This is a genomic window from Pseudomonas sp. PAMC 29040 (assembly GCF_003994535.1).
Lineage (GTDB): Bacteria > Pseudomonadota > Gammaproteobacteria > Pseudomonadales > Pseudomonadaceae > Aquipseudomonas > Aquipseudomonas paraversuta.
Map to the genome: position 1 here is coordinate 106,540 of NZ_RZAA01000009.1, position 23,730 is coordinate 130,269.

Sequence of the window (23,730 nt, forward strand, 5' to 3'; positions counted from 1 at the left end):
ACATGGGGGGGTGCACAGCAGACCGGCAGTGTTTTGAAAAATCGCTGACATGTGGCTCACAAAGACTGGATTGAGGCGAGGGCCGCTGATTATACGGGCCCCGCGTCGCAGCACCAGCCGCACGACTTGATATGTATCAACACGGCTACAACTGACGAGCAACTATAGTGACTTCAAATCGCCTGAAAACATTTGGAGCTACCGGTCATGCAAACCATACGCAGCCTTTTGGTCGTCATCGAACCCCAATTGATGGAAAGCCTCTCCCTCAAGCGTGCCAAGGAAATCGCCAACAGCACCAAGGCGCACTTGCACCTGTTGATTTGCGATAAGGAAAATGACCATTCAGCCTTGCTCAGCGTGTTGCAAAGCAGCCTGGCGAGCGAGGCTTACAGCGTAACGAGCAACCAGACCTGGTACGAAAACCAGCACACCACCATCATCAAGGAGCAGCAAGCCAGGGGTTGTGCGCTGGTGATCAAGCAGCACGCTCCCGATTCCATGCTGAAAAAACTGCTGCTCACGCCGGAAGACTGGAAATTGCTGCGCGATTGCCCGTGCCCGGTATTGATGGTCAAACACGCCAGAAGCTGGAGCGGCGGCGTGGTGCTGGCGGCAGTGGATGTGGGCTGCAGCGATGACGAACACATGGTTTTGCACAAAACCATTATCGACCAGGGTTTTCGTGTCGCCAGCCTCGCCCACGGCCAGCTGCACGTGGTCAGCGCCCATCCAGCACCCATGCTGGCAGCAGTGGATGCGGTCTACCCCGTGGACACCCAGTACGAAGCCAGCTACAGAGCGGCCTGCAAAGAGTTCCAGAACCAGTACGAAATCGACGACAGTCGCCTGCACATCAATGAAGGGCCGGCGGACATCATCATTCAACAGGTCGCCAAAAAGCTGGATGCCGTGGTAACAGTCATCGGCACCGTAGCCCGTACCGGACTGTCCGGGGCGCTGATCGGCAATACCGCAGAAGTGGTGATCGACAAGCTTGAGTGCGACATTCTGGTGCTCAAGCCCGATGACATCATCCAGCACCTGGAGCAAAAAGCGGCCAAGGCCTGATCCTCATGGCTACAACCTCACCACTGCAGGAGCCTGCCGGCGATGGCTGCATCGCTGGCAGGCCAGCACCTACAAGATCGCATCCTTGAGAAAGCCGGGCGCGATATAGCGCTCGTAGTGCGCTTCGGAAAGCAGGAAGAATTCCCGATCAATGGCGTCGCGCAACTCGGGCAGACCCCAGTCGCGAAACTCCGGCAACAGCACCATGCCGTACATCTCCAGCTGATTGATCACCCGCGCCCCCCGGGCAATCAACTGGTAGGCCCAGCAATATTCCGACTGATGCGGCACAAAACGGATCTTGCGGGCCACCAGCTGAGCGCGCAACGCAGCCGGGTCGAAAACCTCCACCTTGCCCGTCATCACCTGCACCAACAGTTGCTCAAGACGTAGCCAGACCGCACGTTTGGCCTGTTCGTCATAGCCGTTCCAGTTGATCACTTCGTGATGGAAACGCTTGCAACCGCGGCACACAAGGTCGCCGTAAACCGTAGAGCAGAGGCCGATGCAGGGAGTCTTGATGGTTTGATTGGACATGGCGAAATAGAGCACTGCAGAGCGAAACAGGTGCACATGTTAGCCCTTTGTCTAACGCAGATCACCCCTCAACCTTCAGGGGCTAACTTACCTTTAACAATTTTTTACCGTAGAATCGGCCTGCCTTTTAAGGCGCCAATGTCCGTTAGAAGCTGTTTTCAAAGCGTCACGAGCACAGTTGATCCCGAAGAACGGTGTTGGTGTGGGGTGTTTGCACTGCAAATGCCCGCATCAACATTCATCACCCTCCCCGTTCGGAAGGCGTAAAACTTTGAAAACAGCTTCTGTTGGGAATCCTTGAACTCTGGCTAAGCGGCTCAAAAAGCCCCGCAGCGCATGGGTGCTCGGCATTCCTGGATGAGCGTCCCGGACACCCATTTGGGACCAATGATGAGGGTAATAACTGTGCTTGAAGCCTACCGCAAACATATCGAAGAGCGTGCAGCCCTGGGTATCGTTCCCCAGCCGCTTAACGCCGAACAAACCGCAGGCCTGGTCGAGCTGCTGAAAAACCCGCCTGCAGGCGAAGAAGCATTCCTCGTCGACCTGATCACCAACCGTATTCCACCTGGTGTTGACGAAGCCGCCTACGTGAAGGCCGGCTTCCTGTCCGCCATCGCCAAAGGTGAAGCGACTTCCCCGCTGATCGACAAAAAACGCGCTGTTGAACTGCTCGGCACCATGCAAGGCGGCTACAACATCGTGACTCTGGTCGAGATGCTGGACGATGCAGAGCTGGCACCGGTTGCCGCCGAGCAACTCAAGCACACCCTGCTGATGTTTGACGCCTTCCACGACGTCGCTGAAAAAGCCAAAAACGGCAATGTCCACGCCAAAGCCGTGGTGCAGTCCTGGGCTGACGGCGAGTGGTTCAAGAACCGCCCTACCCTGGCTGACAAAATCAGCCTGCGCGTATTCAAGGTCACCGGCGAAACCAACACCGACGACCTGTCGCCGGCACCGGACGCCTGGTCACGCCCTGATATCCCGCTGCACGCCCTGGCCATGCTGAAAATGGCTCGCGACGGCATCGTGCCGGACGTGCAGGGCTCCATCGGTCCGATGAAGCAAATTGAAGAAATGCGTAACGCCGGCTTCCCTATCGCTTACGTCGGCGACGTAGTCGGTACCGGTTCTTCGCGTAAATCGGCAACCAACTCCGTACTCTGGTTCTTCGGCGACGACGTTCCTTACGTGCCGAACAAGCGTGCCGGTGGTTTCTGCTTCGGCAGCAAAATCGCTCCGATCTTCTACAACACCATGGAAGATGCTGGCGCACTGCCAATCGAATTCGATGTCAGCAACATCAACATGGGCGACGTGATCGACCTGTACCCGCACGCCGGCAAGGTTTGCAAACACGGTACCGACGAAGTCATCACCACCTTCGAAATGAAGACCCCGGTTCTGCTGGACGAAGTTCGCGCTGGCGGCCGTATCCCGTTGATCATCGGCCGTGGCCTGACCGAGAAGGCCCGCGCCGAACTGGGTCTGGGTCCATCCGACCTGTTCAAAAAGCCGGAAGCGCCTGTTGAAAGCACCAAGGGTTTCACCCTGGCGCAAAAAATGGTCGGCAAGGCTTGCGGCGTGACCGGCGTTCGCCCGGGCACTTACTGCGAACCGAAGATGACCACCGTAGGTTCTCAGGACACCACCGGTCCAATGACCCGTGACGAACTGAAAGACCTGGCGTGCCTGGGCTTCTCGGCCGATCTGGTCATGCAGTCGTTCTGCCACACCGCGGCCTATCCAAAGCCGATCGACGTGACCACGCACCACACCCTGCCAGACTTCATGATGACCCGCGGCGGTGTTTCCCTGCGTCCGGGCGACGGCATCATCCACAGCTGGCTGAACCGTATGCTGCTGCCGGATACCGTCGGCACTGGCGGCGACTCCCACACCCGTTTCCCGATGGGCATTTCGTTCCCGGCCGGTTCCGGTCTGGTGGCCTTTGCCGCAGCCACTGGCGTAATGCCACTGGATATGCCGGAATCGATTCTGGTTCGCTTCAAAGGCGAAATGCAGCCAGGCATCACCCTGCGTGACCTGGTTCATGCCATTCCTTACGTCGCTATCCAGAAGGGTCTGCTGACGGTAGAGAAAAAAGGCAAGGTCAACGAATTCTCCGGTCGCATCCTGGAAATCGAAGGCCTGGACAACCTGAGCATCGAGCAAGCGTTCGAACTGTCCGACGCCTCGGCAGAACGTTCGGCTGCTGGCTGCACCATCAAGCTGTCCAAAGAATCCATCACCGAATACCTGAACTCCAACATCACCCTGCTGCGCTGGATGATCGGTGAAGGTTACGGCGACGCCCGTACCCTTGAGCGTCGTGCTCAAGCGATGGAAGCCTGGGTTGCCAACCCTGAGCTGATGGAAGCCGATGCTGACGCCGAATACGCTGAAGTCATCGAAATCGATCTGGCTGATATCAAGGAGCCTGTGCTCTGCGCGCCAAACGACCCGGATGATGCACGCCTGTTGTCCAGCGTTGCCGGCGAGAAAATCGACGAAGTGTTCATCGGTTCGTGCATGACCAACATCGGCCACTTCCGCGCTGCGGGCAAGTTGCTGGACAAGGTCAAAGGTCAGCTGCCAACCCGTCTGTGGCTGTCGCCGCCGACCAAGATGGACGCTCACCAGCTGACCGAAGAAGGCTACTACGGCATCTTCGGCAAAGCCGGCGCGCGCATGGAAATGCCAGGTTGCTCGCTGTGCATGGGTAACCAGGCACGGGTTGAACCGAACTCCACCGTGGTATCGACTTCGACCCGTAACTTCCCGAACCGTCTGGGCGACGGCGCGAACGTTTACCTGGCTTCGGCCGAGTTGGCGTCGGTAGCCTCGATCCTGGGTCGCCTGCCTACCGTAGAGGAATACATGGTCTACGCGGCAGAGATCAACACCATGGCGGCGGACGTGTACCGCTACCTGAGCTTTGATCAGATCGCCGAATTCCGTGAAGCGGCAGCCACTGCCAATATCCCGGTTATTCAAGCGTAAGCTGATGCAGTAACGAAAAAGCCCCGGCTCTTGTGAGCCGGGGCTTTTTTATGTGCGGGATAAAAGCTCTAAAGCAGTGGCGCGACGATTTGCTGCTCCCGCGGCCAGGCATCCAGTACGGCCTTGAACAGGGTCGCCAGCGGTATCGCGAAGAACACCCCCCAGAACCCCCACAACCCGCCAAACAACAGCACCGCGCAAATGATTGCCACCGGGTGCAAGCTCACTGCCTCGGAGAACAGCAAGGGCACCAGCACATTGCCATCCAGGGTCTGAATGATGCCGTAGACCGCCATCAGATAGATGAACTGGTCACTCCAGCCCCACTGAAACAGCGCAATCAGCAGCACCGGAACCGTCACCACCACTGCCCCCACATACGGCACCACCACCGAAACGCCCACCAACAGCGCCAGCAGCGCCGCGTAGTTCAGGCCCATGGTGACAAATGCGATGTAGGTCACACCGCCGCAAATAATGATCTCGATGACTTTGCCGCGAATGTAATTGGCAATCTGGCGGTTCATTTCTTGTGCGACACGGGTAATCAACGCCCGCTCACGAGGTAAATAACCACGCACCCAACGGCCGATCAGCGCCCGGTCTTTAAGGAAGAAGAACACCAGAATCGGCACCAGCACCAGATAGATCATGATGTTGACCAACAACGGCAAACTGGACAGGGAAAAGGTCAGTGCCAGCTGCCCGAATTTGCCGATTTCACCGCGGGCGACTTCAATGGCCTGCAGCACTTGCTCATCCGACACCAGATGGGGATAGCGCTCCGGCAACAGCAACAGCAGTGACTGCCACTTGGCCAGCATGCCCGGCAGCTCGTTGAACAGCGTGATCAACTGATGCCAGAGCAACGGCAGCACCACTACGATAAACACCAGCAGTAGCCCCATGAACAGCGCAAATACCAGGCCGACCGCTGCGGCAGCCGGCACCCGCAGCCGCTCCAGAGCCACCACCAGCCCCTGCATCAGGTACGCCAGCACCATGCCTGCCAGTACCGGCGCCAGCATGCCGCCCAAGGTCAGCACGGCGGTAAAGGCCAGCACCAGCAACACCGCCAGCACCACCGCCTCTTCATCAGAGAAATAGCGCTGAACCCAATCACGCAACACTTTGAACATCGATATTCCTTAGAAGAAGGCCCGCATCTCAGGCCTTGCGTAACCAGTAGCAATAGGTGCCGGCATCATTCTCTTCACGCAGCAGTTCATGGCCTGCCAAACGTGCAAAGGTCCGAAAATCTCGCTGCGAACCGGCGTCCGTGGCGATCACTTTGAGGGTCTGACCACTGACCAGGCGATTGAGCTCCAGCTTGGCCTTGAGCAGAGGCAACGGGCAGTTCAGGCCACTGGCATCCACCAGCGCATCATGCGCCAACGCATCAGTCATTACGTGCTCCTTCAGAGTCGGCATTTTGCGGCCGGTTAGAATACCCCAAGCGGACCCGCTACTGGTCGCCAGACACGTGTGCGGCTACAGTAAGCGCTTTACCGACCAGAGCTTTGTGCATGACTTTTCTGCGCCCGACCCTATTGACGCTCGCTTGCCTGCTCGCATCACCGAGTTTTGCCGACGATTTACCGTCTCTGGGTGACGCCAGTTCGTCCATCGTCTCCCCCCAACAAGAATACCAACTGGGTCGCGCCTGGCTGAGCATGCTGCGCGGCCAGGTGGCGCAACTCAACGATCCGCAGCTCAAGGACTACGTCGAAACCAGCGTCTACAAACTGGTCGAAACCAGCCAGGTACAAGACCGGCGTCTGGAATTCATTCTGATCGACAGCCCGCAGCTCAACGCCTTTGCCGCGCCCGGGGGGATCATCGGCGTCAATGGCGGCCTGTTCCTCAACGCGCAAACCGAAGGTGAATATGCCTCGGTGATGGCTCACGAACTGGCTCACTTGTCGCAACGCCACTTCGCCCGGGGCGTAGAAGCCCAGCAGCGCATGCAGCTGCCGATGATGGCAGCCTTGCTCGCAGGGATCATCGTCGCGGCCTCTGGTGCAGGCGATGCCGGGATCGCCGCCATTGCCGGGAGCCAGGCTGCCGCGTTACAGGAACAGCGCCGCTTCTCGCGACAAAATGAACAAGAGGCCGACCGCATCGGCATCCTCAATCTGGAAAAAGCCGGCTACGACCCGCGCTCGATGCCGACCATGTTTGAACGCCTGATGCGCCAGTACCGCTTTGACGCCAAACCGCCGGAATTCCTGCTGACTCACCCGGTGACCGAGTCGCGTATCGCCGACACCCGTAACCGCGCCGAACAGGCAAGGGCCGGTGGCACCGAAGACAGTTTGCGCTATCAGCTGATTCGCGCCCGCGTGCAGCTCAACTACGAAGAAACACCGGGTATTGCCGCCAAGCGCTTTCGCCAGCAACTGGATGAAAATCCGAAAAACGATGTGGCGCGTTATGGCCTGGCAATAGCCCAGATCAAGGGCAGCCAGTTCAACGAAGCGCGAGAAAACCTCAAGCCGCTGCTGGACAAGGCACCGAACGACATCACATACAACCTGGCGCAGATTGAACTGGACACCGACAGCAACCGCCTGGCGGAAGCCCAGCAACGGGTCGATCGAATGCGCACCCTGTATCCGGGCAACTACCCGCTCAATCAGGCCAGGGTCGATCTGTTGCTCAAGCAAAACCGCCCGGCCGATGCCGACAAGGCGCTGGAAGCATTGCTCAAGAGCCGTCCGGATGACCCGGATGTGTGGTACTCGGTCGCCGAAACCCGGGGGTTATCGGGCAACATCATTGGCCTGCATCAGGCCCGCGCCGAGTATTTCGCTCTGGTCGGTGATTTCCGCCAGGCCATACAACAGCTGGATTTCGCACAAAAGCTCACCAACAACTTCCAGCTGTCATCGCGCCTGGATGCCCGCAAGCGCGAGCTGATGGATCAGGAACGTGCGCTCAAGGACATGATGAACTAACCCGCCCCACCCCTGTAGGAGCGAGCTTGCTCGCGAGCTCTATTCTCGCGAGCACCTCGTTGGTACATAGGGAAAAGCTCGCGAGCAAGCTCGCTCCTACGGTTTGTTTATTTGTTTATTCGTTATCAGGCATTGCCCGCCAGTTTCAAACGCGCGGCCTGGGTGAAATCCAGCATGCGTTTAAGCGGACGAATGGCCTGAGGCACCAGCGCCGGATCGACGAAGATCTCATTGCTCCCCTGCTGCAGGCACTCAAGGGTGCGCTCCAGGGTGTTCATCGCCATCCACGGGCAGTGGGCGCAACTGCGGCACGCGGCACCGTTACCTGCGGTAGGGGCTTCAATAAACACCTTGTCCGGGCACAGCTGCTGCATTTTGTAAAAAATGCCGCGATCGGTGGCCACGATAAAGGTTTTGTTCGGCAGGTTTTGCGCCGCCGCGATCAGTTGACTGGTAGAACCTACCGCGTCAGCCAGATCAATCACCGACTCCGGTGACTCCGGATGCACCAGAATGGCCGCATCGGGGTACAGCGCCTTCATGTCTTCCAGCTGCTTGGACTTGAACTCTTCGTGGACGATGCAAGCGCCGTCCCAGAGCAACATGTCGGCTCCGGTCTGGCGCTGGATGTAACGCCCGAGATGCTTGTCCGGACCCCAAATGATCGTCTCGCCGTTGTCCATCAGGCTTTCGACGATTTCCAGTGCGCAGCTGGAGGTCACCACCCAGTCAGCCCGGGCCTTGACTGCCGCCGACGTGTTGGCATAAACCACCACGGTGCGCTCGGGATGCTTGTCGCAAAAGGCTGAAAACTCTTCAACCGGGCACCCCAGATCCAGCGAACAGGTCGCCTCCAGCGTGGGCATCAGCACGCGTTTTTCCGGGGTAAGGATTTTGGCTGTCTCGCCCATAAAGCGCACGCCGGCCACCAGAATGGTTTTGGCAGGATGGGCAGCACCGAAACGGGCCATCTCAAGGGAGTCGGACACACAACCACCGGTTTCTTCGGCCAGGGCCTGAATGACCGGATCACAATAAAAATGCGCCACCAACACCGCGTCGCGGGCTTTAAGCTCAGCCGCGATCTGTGCCCGCAGGCCCTGTGCTTGAGCCTCGGTCAAAGGCTTGGGCTGCCTGGCATCGAGGTGGGCTTGAACCAGAAGTCGTTCAGAAATTTGCGTCATGTTCGCAAGACCTGCAAGCGCTAGTGCGCGAAAGTCGAGTGTACCACCAGCTCTGGACCCTTCGAGTCCCGCTGGGAGAATGTGTGTGTCATCAGGCACGGACAAGCAATGAAGCGCGACAAGGCTACAGAATATCCTTGGGATTCAAAAGTTTATTGTTGCCATGAGCGGCGGATAAGCGATGCCGGACGGACGGCCCGGCATCGGTCTGAAACGGCTGCTATCTCAACCGCAAGGTTTGGCAGCGGCCGGGGTTACTTGATGGCGGCCAGCACCAGATCTGCCACCGGACCGCCGGACGCAGGATTTTGCCCGGTAATCAGCCGCCCGTCGGCAATGGCAAAGGGTGCCCAGGGTGTGCCGGCCTTCAGATACTGAGCGCCACGCTTCATCAACTCACTCTCGGTCAGATACGGCACAACGTCAGCCAGGCCTGCCAGTTTCTCTTCTTCATTGGAAAAACCGGTGAGCTTTTTGCCCTTGATCAGCAACTCGCCGTCAGACAGTCGGATATTGAGCAGCCCCACTGCACCGTGACAAACCGACGAAACCACCCCGCCCCGCTCATAGATATGGCGACTCAACGCCTGCAACTGCGGGTTGTCCGGATAGTCCCAGATCACCCCGTGGCCGCCGGTGTAATAAATGGCGACGTAATCATCCGGGTTGACCTGGTCCGGCTTGAGCGTTGCCCCGAGGCGATTCATGAAGCCCTTGTCGTGATACCACTCCCAGTCAATCTGCGACGCCATGTCCTTGGCCAGACTGTGGGGATCGATCGGCGTGTAACCGCCCTGCGGACTGACATAGTCAACGGCATACCCCGCGGCCTCGACCTTGTGCACAAAATGCACTGCCTCGCCCAGCCACAACCCTGTGGCGCGATCGAGGTCGGGGTATTTTTCGACACTGGTCAGTACCACCAGAATTTTCTTGCTCATCGTTAACCTCCTGCTGAGTGAGACAACCCATAGGTGCTGCAGGGTAGACCATGCTGATCAGGCAACCGTTCAGCCGCTGCCGCCCCGTTGGTCCCTCAACAGGCCCGCGGTGCTTTGACCGAAGTGCCCCCTTTTGAGCCAGGGACCAGAACAGGCCATAAAGACAGGAGCGAATACAAATTCACTGCATATGGTAATAATTACTATTTACATATGCGAATAAATCTCTACCATTCCGCCCTGCGTAGTCTTTGCCATACGTCTGGCGCCCCGCTGCAAGGTGTCCGCAAAGGCGACACGTCTCCCTCCCCTCTACAGGATCTCTGAGATGCTTCGTCCCTTTATGCCCGTGATGACCGGTTCTTTGCTGTTGGCTTTTTCGGCGGCGGCCCTGGCGGCTGACGAATCCGCCGACCGGCAAGCACCAGCCGCAGGCCCGTTGACCCTCGACAGCGTCAATGTGAATGCCGAAGCCGGTATTTCAGGTACCGCCACCACCGAAGGCAGCGGCTCGTACACCACCGGGGCCATGAGCACTGCCGTCGGCCTGCCGTTGTCGATCCGCGAAACACCGCAGTCGGTGAGCGTCATGACCCGCCAGCGCATGGATGATCAGGGCATCAAAGACCTCAACGATGTGGTCAAGTACGCACCGGGCATCACCCTGCGCAAGTTCGGCGGTGACCGCCAACAGTTTCTGGCCCGCGGCTTTACCATCGATAACCTGATGTACGACGGCCTGCCCACCAGCCTCAGTACTTTCACCCTGGACACCATCGCCGGGGCTGATCTGGCGATGTATGACCGCGTGGAAGTGGTACGCGGCGCCACCGGCCTGATGACCGGTGCCGGCAGCCCCTCGGCAACCCTGAACCTGGTGCGCAAGCGCCCCACTGCAACGCCGCAAGTGAGCATCACCACCAGCGCCGGCAGCTGGGATCGCTACCGCACCGAGGTCGACGCCTCGAACAGGCTCAATGACACGGGGACCGTTCGCGGGCGGGTAGTGGCCGCTTATGAAGACAACAAGAGCTATATCGACGTACGCGACAATCAGCGCCAGACCTTCTACGGGGTTATGGAAGCCGACCTGAGCGACGCTACCACCTGGACCCTCGGGGCCTCGAAACAGCGTGACGATGCAACCTCGGACTGGGGCAGCCTGCCGGCCGGACCCAATGGTGAAAACCTGCACTTGCCACGCTCGACCTTCCTGAGCAACGACTGGGCCTACTGGGATCGGGACAACGTCTCGCTGTTCACCGACCTCACCACCCGCTTCGACAACGGCTGGACCTCAAAACTGGCATTCGCCAAAATCTGGGCCGAGTCCAACACCTTCTCCAGCTACCTGAGCGCTGCCAAGGGCGGCGGATTCAACCAGTCGTCAGGGCAATATGACACCACCGACGTGCAGACCAATCTGGATGGCTCGCTCTCGGGCCCGTTCAGGTTGTTTGGCCGTGAACATGAACTGACCCTGGGCGCGAGCCGGCGTCAGGAAAAGTTCGACCAAAAAGGCGGCTTCTGGTCCAAGGCGACTCCGATCGATATCTACAACTTCGATCCGGGGGTCATTCCCAAGCCGGACATTGCCGATCGCACCCCGTACCAGAGCCAGAATACGGCCACCGAAGAAGGCGTTTACGCCGCCGCCCGCTTCAACCCCATCGACCCTTTGCACGTAATAGTCGGCAGCCGGCTGAGCTGGTACGACTACGACAATCGCTCGGGCACCGGCGATTACAAAGTCACCCAGCAAGTCACGCCCTATGCAGGCGTCATCTACGACCTCAACGATACCTACTCGGTTTACGCCAGCTACACCGAAATTTTCAAACCGCAAACCCAGCAGGACGTCAGCGGCGCGGTGCTCAAACCGATGACCGGTGAAAGTTATGAAGTGGGGATCAAGGGTGAGTACTTCGACGGCGAGCTGAATGCCTCCCTGGCGCTGTTCGACATGACCCAGGAAAACCGTGCCTATGCGCTGGACACCCAGCCCGCCAGTTGCCTGGCCACCAACCGCACCTGCTATGAAGCCGCCGGTGAAGTCCGCAGCCGCGGGCTGGACGCTGAAATCAGCGGTGCCCTCACCCCGTACTGGCAAGCCTCGGCTGCCTACACCCTGGTGCTGAGCCAGTACGTCAAGGACAAGTCCTTTGACAAAGGCAACCTGTTCGCACCCAACCAGCCCAAGCACCTGTTCAAGGCCGCCACCACCTATCACTTGCGCGGCGACCTGGAAAAACTGCGCATCGGCGCCGACGTACTGGCCCAAAGCGAAACCTACGGCCGGGTCGGTAATGGCCATGCGGTACAGGATGCCTATGCAGTTGTCGGCTTGATGGCAGGCTATCGCCTGGACGAGCACTGGGACGCCCGGGTCAACCTGAACAACCTGTTCGACGAAAAATACTGGCAGGGCATCCCCACCGCCAGCGGCAGCGGGACCTACGGCGACCCGCGCAACCTGATGGTCTCGCTGAAGTGGACGTTGTAAGACAGCACCTCAGACACCGCGCGGGCCTCAGGCGGTCAGCGCGGCAATGACCTGAACTTCAATGCGATAATGCTTTTTCGCCATGGGCGATTGCACACACACCCGCACCGGCGCCCCCACGCCTGTCAGCCAGGCATCCCAGGCCTGATTCATGGCCTCATAGTCCGCCATGTCAGCCAACCAGATCTGCGCCGACAGTAGATGGTTCTTGTCTGAACCTGCGGTGGCCAGCAAGGCATCGATTTTACCGAATACGTCCTGCGCCTGGTCGCTGATATCACCCTCAATCAATTGCGAGACCTGACCTGCCAGATACGCGGTGTGCTGATGGATGACGATTTGGCTGAAACGCGGGGTGGTGCCGAGACGTTGAATAGCAGAGGTCATGATGCAGATCCGTTTGGGTTAAAAGATGGGTATTTAGTTGTTGTCGCTCAGTCCGGCACCGGCGCCCAGTAGCCGCGATGCTTCGGTAGCGGGCACGTAGGTACGGGCGGCCAGTGATTGCAGATAGGCAAGGTCAGATTCGGCGACCGGGCGAACGCTGCCGGCAAGCGCACTGGCCGGATCCAGAGCATCCGTGCCTTGCTTGCAGCACACACTGACTGCGCGCTGCTGGCCGAGCCCCCCTGCGTCATTCAGAAAAACCCCGCCCAGACTGTCGAAGCCCAGGCTGCAACCCGGCCACGAGAGCTCGACGGGCGCCTTGAGGCGTCTGGCCATGGCGCTGACAAAGGGGATCAGTAACTGCGGGCTGGCCACATCGTTCAACAGAATCTGTCCGTGGCTACCCAGCAGATAAGCGTGGTCACTGAGGGCCGCGCCTGTGATCAAGGGGCACAGCGCAGCGCTGGCCCCGTGCCAGGCGCCAGCGCCGATCACTGGCGCCAGCTCGCTATAAACAACCCCGTCGTCACGCCGCAACTGCCCGGCAATCACCTGCGGGCCATCGAGACCATGGGCCGACAACCATTTCGCCGCCTTGCCGGCCTCCTCCGCCAGCCCCCAGGACATGCCCGCACCACGGGCGGCCTTTTTGCACAGACTTTCGATCTCATTCAACGATGCATGCATGGCGCTGCTCCTGACTGCCAAGACCGGGATAAGACCAGTCATCGGCCAACACCTGACTCAACTCATGGGGAAAGGGGGCGTTCTGATACATGTTGATGCGCACCCAACGATCGGAACGCGGGTCGAACCGGGTGGCGCCGAAGAACGAAAGTTTGCAGCGCAGCAAGTCGATCGGCAGCAGAGCCCGGTCAATCAGGTTGTCCTGTATATCGGCGTACGGGCAGCCCGGCGCCAACTGCACACGCCTGACCACATGCCGGTGCTCGGGATGCTCCAGCAGGAAGGTGGCCACCGTCTGCCCGTCGTCGCAACCATTGAGGGCCTGCTGCAGCCGGGAAATATCCCGCGCCACTGCCAAAGGCTGCTCCAGTGCTTCGCCCGGCTCGCTGAAGCGCTGCCCGATCCGCGGCTCGAGCTTTTCCTCGGACACATACCAGAACAGCGAGTGACTCTGTTCGGTGGAAAAATCGATGGCCGCGACCCAGGCGTAATCAGTGGCAAGAATCTGTTTAAGGGCACCCACCCCCATGCTGCCGTCCACCGCGAAACCCAGCTGTTCATCGGCCTGCATGGTTTGCCCCAGATCGTCGATCAAATGCCCGTAGGGCTCGAGCAACAAAGACACCAACTGCTCTTGTGCCTCCAGCGACAGCCGGTTTTCGGCCCAGCGATAAAGCGCATCCCATGGATACTCGCGCTGCAGAATGCCTTCGCCCATACACAGTTGCAGGGCCTTGAAGTCCTGTTGCAACTCGAGGATGCGCTGCCCTTGCAACGGGTGGTCCGAGTGCCAGCTGCGGGCGTCGGCTTGTGCGCGGCGCACAAAATCCACAAACATTCCCTGCTCCGCAGGCGTTGGCCGGCGCACTGCACGCACTCGCTGCAGCGCTGTTTCCCGGGCTTGCACCCAGTTGTTTAAAAGCATCGGGTGATTCAACAGAAAAGGTGCCATGCCCAGGCCCGTGGAGTTGCCCAGGCCGAAACGGCGGCGAATTCCGGGCTCCAGCACTACCGCCGTGCCCGGGGCCTGAACCTGTGCCAGATGCTCCACCAGATCGACGCTAAAGGCCCGAATCAGGAACACCGTGAGCATTTCCGCCTGAAAAGGTGCCGACAGCTCGGGGCGCGCGGCCACCGACTCACGATCGGCCGCGCCAAACTTGCCGCTGCCATAGACCGCCGTGGTGCGCATCAGGTAACCCACCTGCTCGACAAAAGCGCAGTCCGGCTGGCGGCCTGCGGCCAGTTCCTGCAGCACATGGTCAAACAGGCGCACCGAGCGGTTGGCTCGCGCCATGCACAGCTCACGGGACGACACGCGGCCCGCTTCCTGTTTCGGCACATTGGCTTGCAGGCGCTGCAGCTCGACTTCATCAGGAACCCCGTCGAACAAAGCGAAAGTGGCATCCCAGGCCGTGGCAATCACCCGGTCAGAGCGCAGCGCAGGGTCCAGATCATGGGCAAAGGCCACCAGGCTATATGCGCGCTCCGGCCCCCGGGCCACATACACGGCCCGGCCGACGCCCTGCCCGTCGATGCTCCAGACCGTGCGCTGGAACTGCCACTGCTCGCGCTTCAAGCGGCGCAGCAGTTGGCGCATGAACGACAGCCGGGACTGATGAAAGGCACCCAGGCGCGCGGCCTTCATGACACGGGAAGGTGGTCGCAGTTGCATATCAGATCACTCCCTGGTCACGCGCCATCTGCCGGGCAATGCGCACGGCATCCCACACAGAGGGCAAAATCAGGATCGACACAGGTACTGCCGTGATCACGATAAACGACTGCAAAGCTGTGATTCCGCCTTCACCCAGGGTGATCAGAATGGCGCCGACCACTCCCATGCCGACCGCCCAGAACACCCTCAGCCAGGTTGGCGACTCGCCATGATCGGTACTGATGGCCATGGCCACGGTGTAGGACATCGACCCGGCACTGGTCACCACCGAGAAAAAACTCAGGAACAGAAACAGTGCTGAAATCAAAGTAGGCATCGGCATCGCTTGGGCAACCCCCAGCAACAGTGCTTCAGGTTGCACCCCGTGGCTGACCACACTGCCCGGCGAACTCAGTTCCAGGCCAATGCCGGTACCACCCACCAGGGTGAACCAGACCATGGTGATCAGGGGCGCCGCCACCGACAGCAAGCCCACCACTTCGCGGATGCTGCGGCCGCGGGAGACCCTGGCGACGTAGATCCCCATCATCGGTGCATAACCGATAAACCAGCCCCAGTAGAACAGCGTCCAGCTGTTGAGCCACTGGCTGTCGTCACGGTACAGGGCAGTCTGGAAAAAACTGGTCACATGCAAGGCCAGGCCTTGCACGAAGGTCTCACTGAGAAACAGAGTCGGGCCAAAGATAAACAGAAACGCGGCCAGCCCCAGCATCAGCCACACATGGACCTTGCTGACCAGACGCAGACCGCCCAGGCCCACCACGCACGACAGGGTGTAGATGGTCGTGACCGCCAGAATCACCATGGCCTGGGTAGTAATGGTATCGGGCACGCCCCACACCGAGTGCAGGACAAAAGCGATTTGCAACCCCAGAAAACCCACTGGCCCGATGGTGCCGGCAACCACGGCAATAATCGCCGAGGCATCCGCAATCACGGCGATGGGCCCTTTAAGCGCTCGCTCTCCCAGCAATGGATAAAGCAGGGTTCGCGGCATCAGCGGCAGTTTTTTCTCGTAGTGCAGGTACATGTACACCACGGTCAACAGGCTGCCGAGAACGGCCCAGGCCATGAACCCCCAGTGCAGGAATGACTGCGAGAGTGCCGCCACCGCGGCCGGCGCACTCTGCGCCGCCACGCCGAAGTAAGGCGCAGGTTTCATAAAGTGCGACAAGGGTTCGGCAGCCGCCCAGAAAGCGCCGCCACCGGCCAGCAGTGCACACATGATCATCGACACCCAATTGAAGGTGCTCATGCCCGGTGTGCTGTTCACCCCGCCAAGGCGGACCCGGCCGACCCGGCTGAAACCGATATACAGGCTGGAGGCAAATGTCAGCAGCATCAGCACTTGCCAGTACAGGCCAAAGTAATGGGTGCCCCAGGAAAACGCTCCGCCGATCAGGCCGGACAGGGTTTTCAAATCAATCAGGGCAATGATCAGGAACAGCAGGAAGAAGCCGCCACTGATCCAGAACGTTGACCAGTCGAGTTTGCCGATAGCACTTTTACGAAGCGTGCAGGGTTCACTCCCCACCAAAACTTCAGTTGGAATTTCCATTGAGCCTCCCCTCCGAAGAGAGTTGTCGATCGCCAGTATTGTTATTGTTGGAAGTACTTTTGTTGTTATTGCGCGATGTCCTTGTCGGCCTTGCAGTTGCGAATCCGGGTGGCTGAAATACTTTAAATCGCGATATCTACGGTGCGAGCCGTGGTGCTATTGCGGGCATCTTCGGGTACAAAGCCCGCTTCGAAAAACCGCAGCCAGTTGCCGCCCATCAGGGCCGCTATATCGGCAGGCCCGAAGCCTGTGGCAGCGAGGCCTGCTTCAATGTTTACGAAGTCGCGGTTGTCACGGAACCATTCGGGCTGGTCTGGAAACCCCGGATTTGCCGCAGAACCTTCGCCGTAGTCGACTTCCTTGGTCCAGCGCCCCACCCGCATCCACTCAACCACGCTGTAAGGCTGGTCCTGGCACAGGTCGGAACCCAGCCCGAGGTGTTCGACCCCCACCAGATCGGCCGTGCGGGCGACCATCTCGCAAAAGCTTTGCAAGGTGCAGGCGCTCTTGCCGTGCAGGTGATGGGGGTACAGGGAAAAACCGAACATGCCGCCGCTTTGGCCCAGCGCCTTGAGCACCTGGTCGGACTTGTTGCGCAAGGCCGGATGCCAGAACGCCGGGTTGGCATGGGTGATCGCAATCGGTCGCTGCGAGTGCTCAATAGCCTCCAGGGTGGAGCGGTCGGACGAGTGCGACATGTCCACCACCAGCCCCACACGGTTCATCTCGCGCACCACCTGCTTGCCCATGCGGGTCAGCCCGGTGTCATGTTGTTCATAACAGCCGGTGGCCAGCAGCGACTGGTTGTTATAAGTCAGCTGCATAAAGCGCGCACCCAGGGCATGGACCACTTCCACCAGGCCGATGTCGTCTTCGATCGGCGACGGGTTCTGAAAGCCGAAGAAGATCGCCGTGCGCCCGGTCTGGCGCGCCAACGCGATGTCGCCGGCCCATTTGCCGTGCAGGATCAAATCGCTGAAGCGCTCGAACAACAGGTTCCAGGCTTCGATATTGGCCACCATTTCACGAAAGTTTTCGTGATAGGCGATGGTGACGTGCACCGCATCAACCCCGCCGTCGCGCATCTGCCGGAAGATTTTCTCTGACCAGTTGCCGTATTGCATGCAGTCAACCCGGGGCCCGCGCACAGCGAATGGTCGGGCCGGATTCATAGCGGCTCTCCTGCGGCGATGTAGCCGGTTTTTACATGGGTATAAAACTCGACGGCCGACCGGCCTTGTTCCCGCGGGCCATAACTGGAATCACCGCGCCCACCGAAGGGCACGTGGTAGTCAGTACCGGCGGTTGGCAGGTTGACCATGACGCAGCCGGCCCGGGCATTGCGCCGGAAATGGCTGGCACGGGCCAGCGAGCGGGTCATGATCCCGGCAGTCAGGCCAAAACGCGTGTCATTGACCAGCGTCAGGGCTTCATCATAACTGCCGATCTTGAGTACACAGGCAATAGGCGCAAACAGTTCCTGGCGATTGATCAACATGCTGTTGCGGGTTTCAACGAACAACGCGGGGGCCATGAAGTGACCGGGTGTGGCCAGTTCCAGAGGATTGCCACCGGTGATCAATTCAGCGCCTTCCTGGCGCCCCAGCTCGACACTGGCCAGGTTGCTGGCCAATTGCGCAGCGCTGGCAACGGGGCCGATCTGGGTTCCCGCTTCCAGGGCGTGCCCCACTTTCAACGCCCGGGTAGCGGCGACCAGCTTTTCGACAAAGGCATCGTGCACGCGCTCGTGCACGATCAGCCGCGAGGACGCAGTGCACTTTTGCCCGCTACCGCCGAACGCACCGTTAACCGCGCAGGTCACGGCAAGGTCCAGGTCGGCATCATCCATGACTGCGAGGGCGTTCTTGGAGCCCATCTCCAGCTGCACCCTGGTCATATTGGCCACGGCAGCGGCGGCAATCCCCTTGCCAACTTCAACCGAGCCGGTAAAGGAGATGGCACTGATGCCCGGATGTTCGATGAGGGCCTGACCAATTTGCGCCCCGGCGCCCATCACCAGATTGAACAGGCCTTTGGGAATGTCCTGGCGGGAAATGATTTCGCTGAGGATGACAGCACAGGCCGGGGTCAGATTGGCCGGTTTCCAGACCACGGCATTGCCGAAGGCCAGTGCCGGAGCAATCTTCCAGCAGGCCGTGGCCATCGGGAAATTCCATGGCGAGATAATGGCCACCACACCCACCGCCTCGCGACGTACATCGATTTCAATGCCATCACGTACCGAGTCTGCGCTATCCCCCATCTGACGCAGGGTTTCGGCTGCGTAATAGGTGAAGAACTGGCCAGCCCGATACACTTCGCCAGCACCTTCAGCCAGTGGCTTGCCCTCTTCACGGGACAGCATCTGACCGATTTCGGCGCTGCGATTGATCAACTCCTGACCAATGGCCATCAACACTTTGTAGCGCTGTTCGATACCGCAACGGGCCCAGAGTTTTTGCGCATGGGTGGCGGCTTCGATGGCTGTTTCCAGTTGCTGCGAAGAAGCCTGTGCGTAGAGGCCAATCAGATCCCGGGTATCGGAAGGGTTGCGGTTTTCGACTTCAGCCTGGCCCTTGAGCCACTCACCGGCGATGTAATTCAAATTGCTGTACGTCATGAATTCCTCCTGACTGGCATGCCATGAATCGGCATCGCCTGTAACTGTTATGGAGGAGATTATGAGCGGCCAGACTATTAAGTAAATCTAGTAAATTTTAACGATAGTTAAGTATTATTTAAACAAAGCCTTAATCTGCGAACTGACCGCCATGAGCATCAAAATCACCAATTTGCAGTTTTTCGTCGCTGTCGCCACCAGTCAGAGCCTGACCCAGGCCGCCCAACGGGTGCATCGCACACCGGCGGCCGTCTCGCTCTCGCTCAAGCAACTGGAAGAGGAGTTGGGCGGCGCGCTATTTGAAGGCGAGCGCAAAAACCTGCTCAGCCCCCTGGGCAGGTTTGTCTTGCAGGAGGCGCAACGCGAGCTGACCCACTTCGAGCGCACCATCACCACCATCAAGACCTATGCCAAGGCCGAAACCGGGCTGGTGCGGGTGGCAGCGGTGCCGTCATTCGCTATCACGCTATTGCCACCGCTGCTCAAGCACTTCCATGAGCAATACCCGCAATTCCACCTTGATATCCGCGACATGGACTCCGAAAAAGTCGTCCAGGCGGTACTGGCCGGCGAAGTGGATATTGGCATCGCCACCGTGCCGGCCAGTATTCCGAACATCAATCAGGACTTTCTGTTCTCGGACGCCTTTTGCGTGGTCTGCGCGGCCAATAACCCGCTGTGCTCACTCGCCCGCCCGGTACGCTGGAGCGATCTGGAAGGTCATAACTTCATCAACAGCGGCCTGGGAGCAGACATCAATGCCGCGGAGTTTCGTCACATCAGAGACCAGTCGACCCTCAGCGTCAGAAACACCACTTCATTGCTGGCTCTGGTTGCCCAGGGCATGGGCGTGACGCTGCTTCCCGAATTGCTCAGGCGCTCGGCCAGTAGCACCGACCTGCGCTTTCTACCCCTGGAAGACGAGCGGATCATGCGCTCGGTCAGTGTCATCACCCCGCCCAGGGACTCGCTCAACCACGCCTCGTACACCTTTGTGAAAGCCCTGAAGGCCAGTCGTTTTCCGTAGGGACGCCGCTGGCTGTACGACTTACTGCACCAGCAACAGTGATCCCGAAACGAAAGCGAAGATCAGCACGAACCGGCGCAGGCGTTTCTCGTTGATCATGTGCCGGGCCCGGTAACTGGCAAGCACGCCGAGCGCCAGGGGCAAGCACAGGATCAGCACCGGTTCGACTTGTCCGGCCTGTAGATGACCGCCTGCCGCCAGTACCGCCAGCGAGATCAATTCGCCCACCAGAAAGCACAGGGCAACCGAGCCTCTCAAAGTGGCAACCGGAGAATGCTGGTACACCAGAGCCAGAGGCGGACCGCCCACCCCGGTGGCCGTTTCGGTGATGCCGGTAATGACTCCCGTCGAAATAAGCGCCCGCCGGCCGGGGACGAATGAGGGGGCCACCCAGGTGGCGATGCAGGCCGCAATCGTAGACAGGCCGATCAATATGTTGAGTTGCGAGAGCGGCAGCCAGAACAGAATCCAGACCCCGCCAAAGGTTCCTGCAAAGCGCCCCAGAGTGATCCACGAACTGCCTCTGAAATCGATTGCCGCCCGTTCGCGCCAGGCGATGGCGGCATTCAGGGGCAACATCAGGATCAATAAACTGATGGGCAATGACTCTGGAGCCAGCAAGCCCATGACCGGCGCCACGATAAGGGCGAAGCCCATTCCGGTGGTGCCCTGGATCAGGGCACCACATGCGACGGCTATAGCGATGATGTAAATCGGATCGAAAGGTAAGCTCATGTTTTACTCATCTACTCGCCGTGCAAAAGCACAGACGGTAACGGATGGACTTTATGAATGGGTGCCCGACTCACAACATCCCGGGCCAGAGCATCCACTTGACGCATGAGGGCCCGGGCATCCCAGTCGGTGGGCCAGCCCTGCCATAACCGCACCTTGCCCTGCACCACAACGGCCTGGATCTGATCGCGGTTGGCCAGCCGGACCAGGTCCCAGGTCAGGTTCCAGGACGGCAGCAGTTCCGGTACCGCCAGGTCCACCAGCAGAAAATCGGCCGCCAGACCGTGGGCAATTTGCCCCGTGACCTTGCCTAACCCCAGCACCTGGGCTGCGTCCCGGGTGCCCATGTCGAGCCACAGTTTGCCGCTGCCGCACACCGAGTCCCCTACTGGCAAGCCGTGGGCGAAACGCTGGGCGGCTTCGGCATAATCCAGAAGGCGGAACCCGTCACCGCGGGTACCGTCTGTGCCCAGCCCCACTGGAATACCCAGGCAGTGCATCAGATGCGCCTGTGCCACCGCATTGCCTTTCCAGGCACTGGCAACCGGGTTGTAGCTCACGGCGGCGCCACTATCGCGCAACAGGCAGATTTCATTCGGTGTGAGCAATGTGGCGTGTGCAAGCAGAGCCCCGGGGCCCAGCGCTCCGGCCCGGTGCAGGTGCTCCAGGGGGCGCACGCCATAGAGTTCCAGCGAACGTTCGACGGCCACCAGGTGTTCATTGACATGGCTCTGGAATATGCGTCCCGCCTCGTGGCACAGACCGTAGACCGCCTTGAGGGTCGAGTCGGTGGCTATTTCCGGAATGGGGATTGCCAGTGAAGGTGTGACCAGTGTGTCGTTGTCCCACTCTGACAGGTGCTGCTCTGCCCTGGCGAGAATCGCACCTGCCTCCAGTACCTGCCCGCCCTGAAGGTCATTGCAGGTCTTGGCCAATACACAGCGGATGCCCACTTCATGGACGGCCCGGGCTATTGTCTCGACCCCCTCTCTGGATCGGGTACCCGCATCACATACGGTGGTGAAGCCACCCCGCAGGGATTCAAATGCCGCCAGCTTGCTGGTCAGGTACAGCAGGTCGGTATCGAGGGAGCCTTCCAGTGGTATCCAGATACGTTTGAATATTTCTGAAGGCTCACCGAACACCAGCCCCTTGCCGAAACTCTGGCTCAGATGGTGATGGGTATCGATAAACCCCGGCATCAATAATTGATCATCAAGGCGCAGCACTTGATGATCGGGATAACGGCCCTGCAAAAGTGCCAAAGGCCCCACATCGGCGAAGCAGCCATTTTCAATCAGCACGGCATGTTCGCGGCGCGGCCCCTCAGGGAGCATTAGCCATTGGGGAGCCAATAATTGACCAGAGGCAACAAGCTGTTGCGGTGAAGACAGTAAGTGAGTCGCAGAGCTGGAATCCATGGAGATGCCTTTTTGTTTGAATCAGTTAATCAGCTTGGTCTTGGCGGCAACTGAGGCTGGCTGGCGACCAACGCAATGGAATACAAAGTTCATCAGTGCCGCAGTCAAGGCCCCCATGGCGACGCCGTTGCCCAGCAGGCTGGCAAGGCCGTCCGGGAAGTGGCTGTAGACCCCCGGGACCAGAATCGGCAGCAGCCCCACGGCCAGGGCCACAGACACCACGTACATGTTGCCGTGGTCGCGCAGGTCCACTTTGCGCAGCATGTCGATGCCCATGGTGCCGACAATGGCAAACACGATAAGGCTGGTGCCGCCGACCACGGCTTGGGGCACGCCCTCGATCAAACGCGCCAGTGGCGCAAGCAGTGCAAAAAGCAGTAACAGCAGCCCTGAAACGGCAGTGACATAACGGGAGCGGACCCCGGTGGCACGAATGACACCTATGTTTTCTCCGCTGGTAATAATCAGTGAGGTGCCCATAAACCCGCCCAGAATCGAGGCCAGCGCATCCCCGCGGATGGTTCGCACCACATCGCGGTTTATATCCAGGGGCTTGTCGACGGCTTCACTGATGGCGACGGTCTGGCCCGTTGCTTCGACCATGGACACCAGACAGAACAGCATCAGCGGAATGGAGGCGAACAGATCGAATTGCGGGACCCCGAACGGCATCAACGTGGGCAGGTTCAGCAGGGGCAACAGGCTCAACCGCGAGCTGTCGAATGCCCCCAGAGCCACGGCCAGCAAGCTGCCACCAATCAAGCCAAGCAAAATAGACAGCTGACCGAAGGTTCCACGCAGCAGGCGTGAACACAGCACCGTGATAAAGATGGTTGAGAAGGCCAGCAGGAGTTGCTGTGGCGCGGCGAAACCGGCAGTGCCCGGCTCCCCCACAATGAGCTGGCCCGAGAGTTTGACCAGATTGACCGACACCAGCAGCAACATGGTACCGACCACCACAGAGGGAAAAAAACGCAGCAGCCGGCGAAAAACCGGGAGTACCAGAAAGTAGAAAAAACCCGTCAGGATCACTGCGCCCGAAGCAGTGGCGACCCCGTTTTGCTGGGCAATCAATATGAACAGCATGATCGGGGCTCCGCCGGGGAGCATGATGAAAGGCAAGCGCGAGCCACATCCGCGCAAGCCCAGTGACTGCAAGAGCGTCCCCAGGCCGCAGACCAGAAAGGTGGCACTCAACAGCTGAAGGGTTAAGTCGCTGGAAAATCCAAGGGCGGTCGCCATCAGAAAAACCGACGCTATGGGTGACGCCGCCATCACCAGCACATGCTGGCCGCCAAACAGCAGCAGTTGGCGCCATGGCAGAAACTCATCAACAGGGGAAACGGGTTTCTTATTGTTATCCGACATATCCCACCTCTACGTTAAGCCAGCATCAACGGCTCATTGAGTGATTGTTC

19 protein-coding genes are annotated in these 23,730 nt (G+C 59.5%); 5 read left to right on the top strand and 14 right to left on the bottom strand.

The features are described from left to right. The first annotated feature begins 207 nt into the window (after positions 1-207). Complete coding sequence (locus tag WG29040_RS17065; RefSeq protein ID WP_003441340.1) at positions 208-1,071, top strand: universal stress protein; 864 nt, start codon at positions 208-210, stop codon at positions 1,069-1,071. A gap of 69 nt (positions 1,072-1,140) precedes the next feature. Here the strand turns inward: WG29040_RS17065 and WG29040_RS17070 are convergent, their stop codons facing one another. Beyond that, on the bottom strand, positions 1,141-1,608 hold the full coding sequence (locus WG29040_RS17070; RefSeq protein ID WP_003441338.1) for a DUF1289 domain-containing protein: 468 nt from the start codon (positions 1,606-1,608) through the stop codon (positions 1,141-1,143). Positions 1,609-2,013: 405 nt separating this feature from the next. Here WG29040_RS17070 and acnB point away from each other — a divergent pair, with 405 nt between their 5' ends. Further along, positions 2,014-4,614 carry a bifunctional aconitate hydratase 2/2-methylisocitrate dehydratase gene (acnB, locus tag WG29040_RS17075; RefSeq protein WP_003441336.1) on the top strand — a complete coding sequence of 867 codons (2,601 nt, stop codon included), beginning with the start codon at positions 2,014-2,016 and terminating at the stop codon, positions 4,612-4,614. Positions 4,615-4,682: 68 nt separating this feature from the next. On the opposite strand, the gene WG29040_RS17080 is transcribed toward acnB, so the two are convergent. Both WG29040_RS17080 and WG29040_RS17085 read right to left on the bottom strand, forming a co-directional pair. Next, entirely contained in the window at positions 4,683-5,753 is a 1,071-nt protein-coding gene (locus WG29040_RS17080; RefSeq protein WP_003441333.1) for an AI-2E family transporter, read from the bottom strand. Positions 5,754-5,781: 28 nt separating this feature from the next. Continuing rightward, positions 5,782-6,021, bottom strand: coding sequence for a sulfurtransferase TusA family protein (locus WG29040_RS17085; RefSeq protein ID WP_003441329.1), 240 nt, complete (start codon positions 6,019-6,021; stop codon positions 5,782-5,784). 119 nt (positions 6,022-6,140) lie between these two features. Here WG29040_RS17085 and WG29040_RS17090 point away from each other — a divergent pair, with 119 nt between their 5' ends. Continuing rightward, on the top strand, positions 6,141-7,571 hold the full coding sequence (locus WG29040_RS17090; RefSeq protein ID WP_010655844.1) for a M48 family metalloprotease: 1,431 nt from the start codon (positions 6,141-6,143) through the stop codon (positions 7,569-7,571). Positions 7,572-7,696: 125 nt separating this feature from the next. Here WG29040_RS17090 and nadA read toward each other — a convergent pair whose 3' ends face one another. Together nadA and WG29040_RS17100 are read right to left on the bottom strand one after the other, a co-directional pair. Next, the gene (nadA, locus tag WG29040_RS17095; RefSeq protein WP_003441323.1) at positions 7,697-8,755 is read right to left on the bottom strand and encodes a quinolinate synthase NadA; all 1,059 of its coding nucleotides are present in this window, start codon (positions 8,753-8,755) and stop codon (positions 7,697-7,699) included. 254 nt (positions 8,756-9,009) lie between these two features. Then, positions 9,010-9,696 (bottom strand): type 1 glutamine amidotransferase domain-containing protein, encoded by a 687-nt coding sequence (locus WG29040_RS17100; RefSeq protein ID WP_003441320.1) that lies wholly within the window; start codon positions 9,694-9,696, stop codon positions 9,010-9,012. Between the two features lie 328 nt (positions 9,697-10,024). On the opposite strand from WG29040_RS17100, the gene WG29040_RS17105 reads away from it, so the two are divergent. Further along, the gene (locus WG29040_RS17105) at positions 10,025-12,199 is read left to right on the top strand and encodes a TonB-dependent siderophore receptor (protein WP_127196573.1); all 2,175 of its coding nucleotides are present in this window, start codon (positions 10,025-10,027) and stop codon (positions 12,197-12,199) included. Between the two features lie 27 nt (positions 12,200-12,226). Here the strand turns inward: WG29040_RS17105 and WG29040_RS17110 are convergent, their stop codons facing one another. The 6 genes from WG29040_RS17110 to WG29040_RS17135 all read right to left on the bottom strand — a co-directional run bounded on the left by WG29040_RS17110 (position 12,227) and on the right by WG29040_RS17135 (position 19,129). Then, positions 12,227-12,586: a RidA family protein gene (locus WG29040_RS17110; protein ID WP_003441314.1), complete on the bottom strand. Its 360-nt coding sequence runs from the start codon at positions 12,584-12,586 to the stop codon at positions 12,227-12,229. Between the two features lie 33 nt (positions 12,587-12,619). Then, a complete protein-coding gene (locus WG29040_RS17115) occupies positions 12,620-13,273 on the bottom strand; it encodes a DUF3726 domain-containing protein (protein ID WP_003441312.1) in 654 nt (217 codons plus the stop codon). Next, positions 13,254-14,948 carry a hypothetical protein gene (locus WG29040_RS17120; protein WP_010655846.1) on the bottom strand — a complete coding sequence of 565 codons (1,695 nt, stop codon included), beginning with the start codon at positions 14,946-14,948 and terminating at the stop codon, positions 13,254-13,256. The genes WG29040_RS17115 and WG29040_RS17120 overlap by 20 nt, the downstream gene beginning before the upstream one ends. A 1-nt stretch (position 14,949) precedes the next feature. Next, positions 14,950-16,509 carry a BCCT family transporter gene (locus tag WG29040_RS17125; protein WP_003441305.1) on the bottom strand — a complete coding sequence of 520 codons (1,560 nt, stop codon included), beginning with the start codon at positions 16,507-16,509 and terminating at the stop codon, positions 14,950-14,952. Positions 16,510-16,631: 122 nt separating this feature from the next. Then, the gene (locus tag WG29040_RS17130; RefSeq protein ID WP_003441301.1) at positions 16,632-17,681 is read right to left on the bottom strand and encodes a membrane dipeptidase; all 1,050 of its coding nucleotides are present in this window, start codon (positions 17,679-17,681) and stop codon (positions 16,632-16,634) included. Further along, a complete protein-coding gene (locus tag WG29040_RS17135) occupies positions 17,678-19,129 on the bottom strand; it encodes an aldehyde dehydrogenase family protein (protein ID WP_003441299.1) in 1,452 nt (483 codons plus the stop codon). The genes WG29040_RS17130 and WG29040_RS17135 overlap by 4 nt, the downstream gene beginning before the upstream one ends. A gap of 151 nt (positions 19,130-19,280) precedes the next feature. Here WG29040_RS17135 and WG29040_RS17140 point away from each other — a divergent pair, with 151 nt between their 5' ends. Further along, complete coding sequence (locus WG29040_RS17140) at positions 19,281-20,156, top strand: LysR family transcriptional regulator (RefSeq protein WP_003441296.1); 876 nt, start codon at positions 19,281-19,283, stop codon at positions 20,154-20,156. Between the two features lie 21 nt (positions 20,157-20,177). On the opposite strand, the gene WG29040_RS17145 is transcribed toward WG29040_RS17140, so the two are convergent. The 3 genes from WG29040_RS17145 to WG29040_RS17155 form a co-directional block, all read right to left on the bottom strand. Further along, positions 20,178-20,891 (bottom strand): sulfite exporter TauE/SafE family protein, encoded by a 714-nt coding sequence (locus tag WG29040_RS17145; protein WP_003441293.1) that lies wholly within the window; start codon positions 20,889-20,891, stop codon positions 20,178-20,180. 11 nt (positions 20,892-20,902) lie between these two features. Then, positions 20,903-22,195 (bottom strand): amidohydrolase family protein, encoded by a 1,293-nt coding sequence (locus WG29040_RS17150; RefSeq protein ID WP_256681560.1) that lies wholly within the window; start codon positions 22,193-22,195, stop codon positions 20,903-20,905. Positions 22,196-22,333: 138 nt separating this feature from the next. After that, complete coding sequence (locus WG29040_RS17155) at positions 22,334-23,680, bottom strand: uracil-xanthine permease family protein (protein WP_127196574.1); 1,347 nt, start codon at positions 23,678-23,680, stop codon at positions 22,334-22,336. Positions 23,681-23,730: the final 50 nt, after the last annotated feature.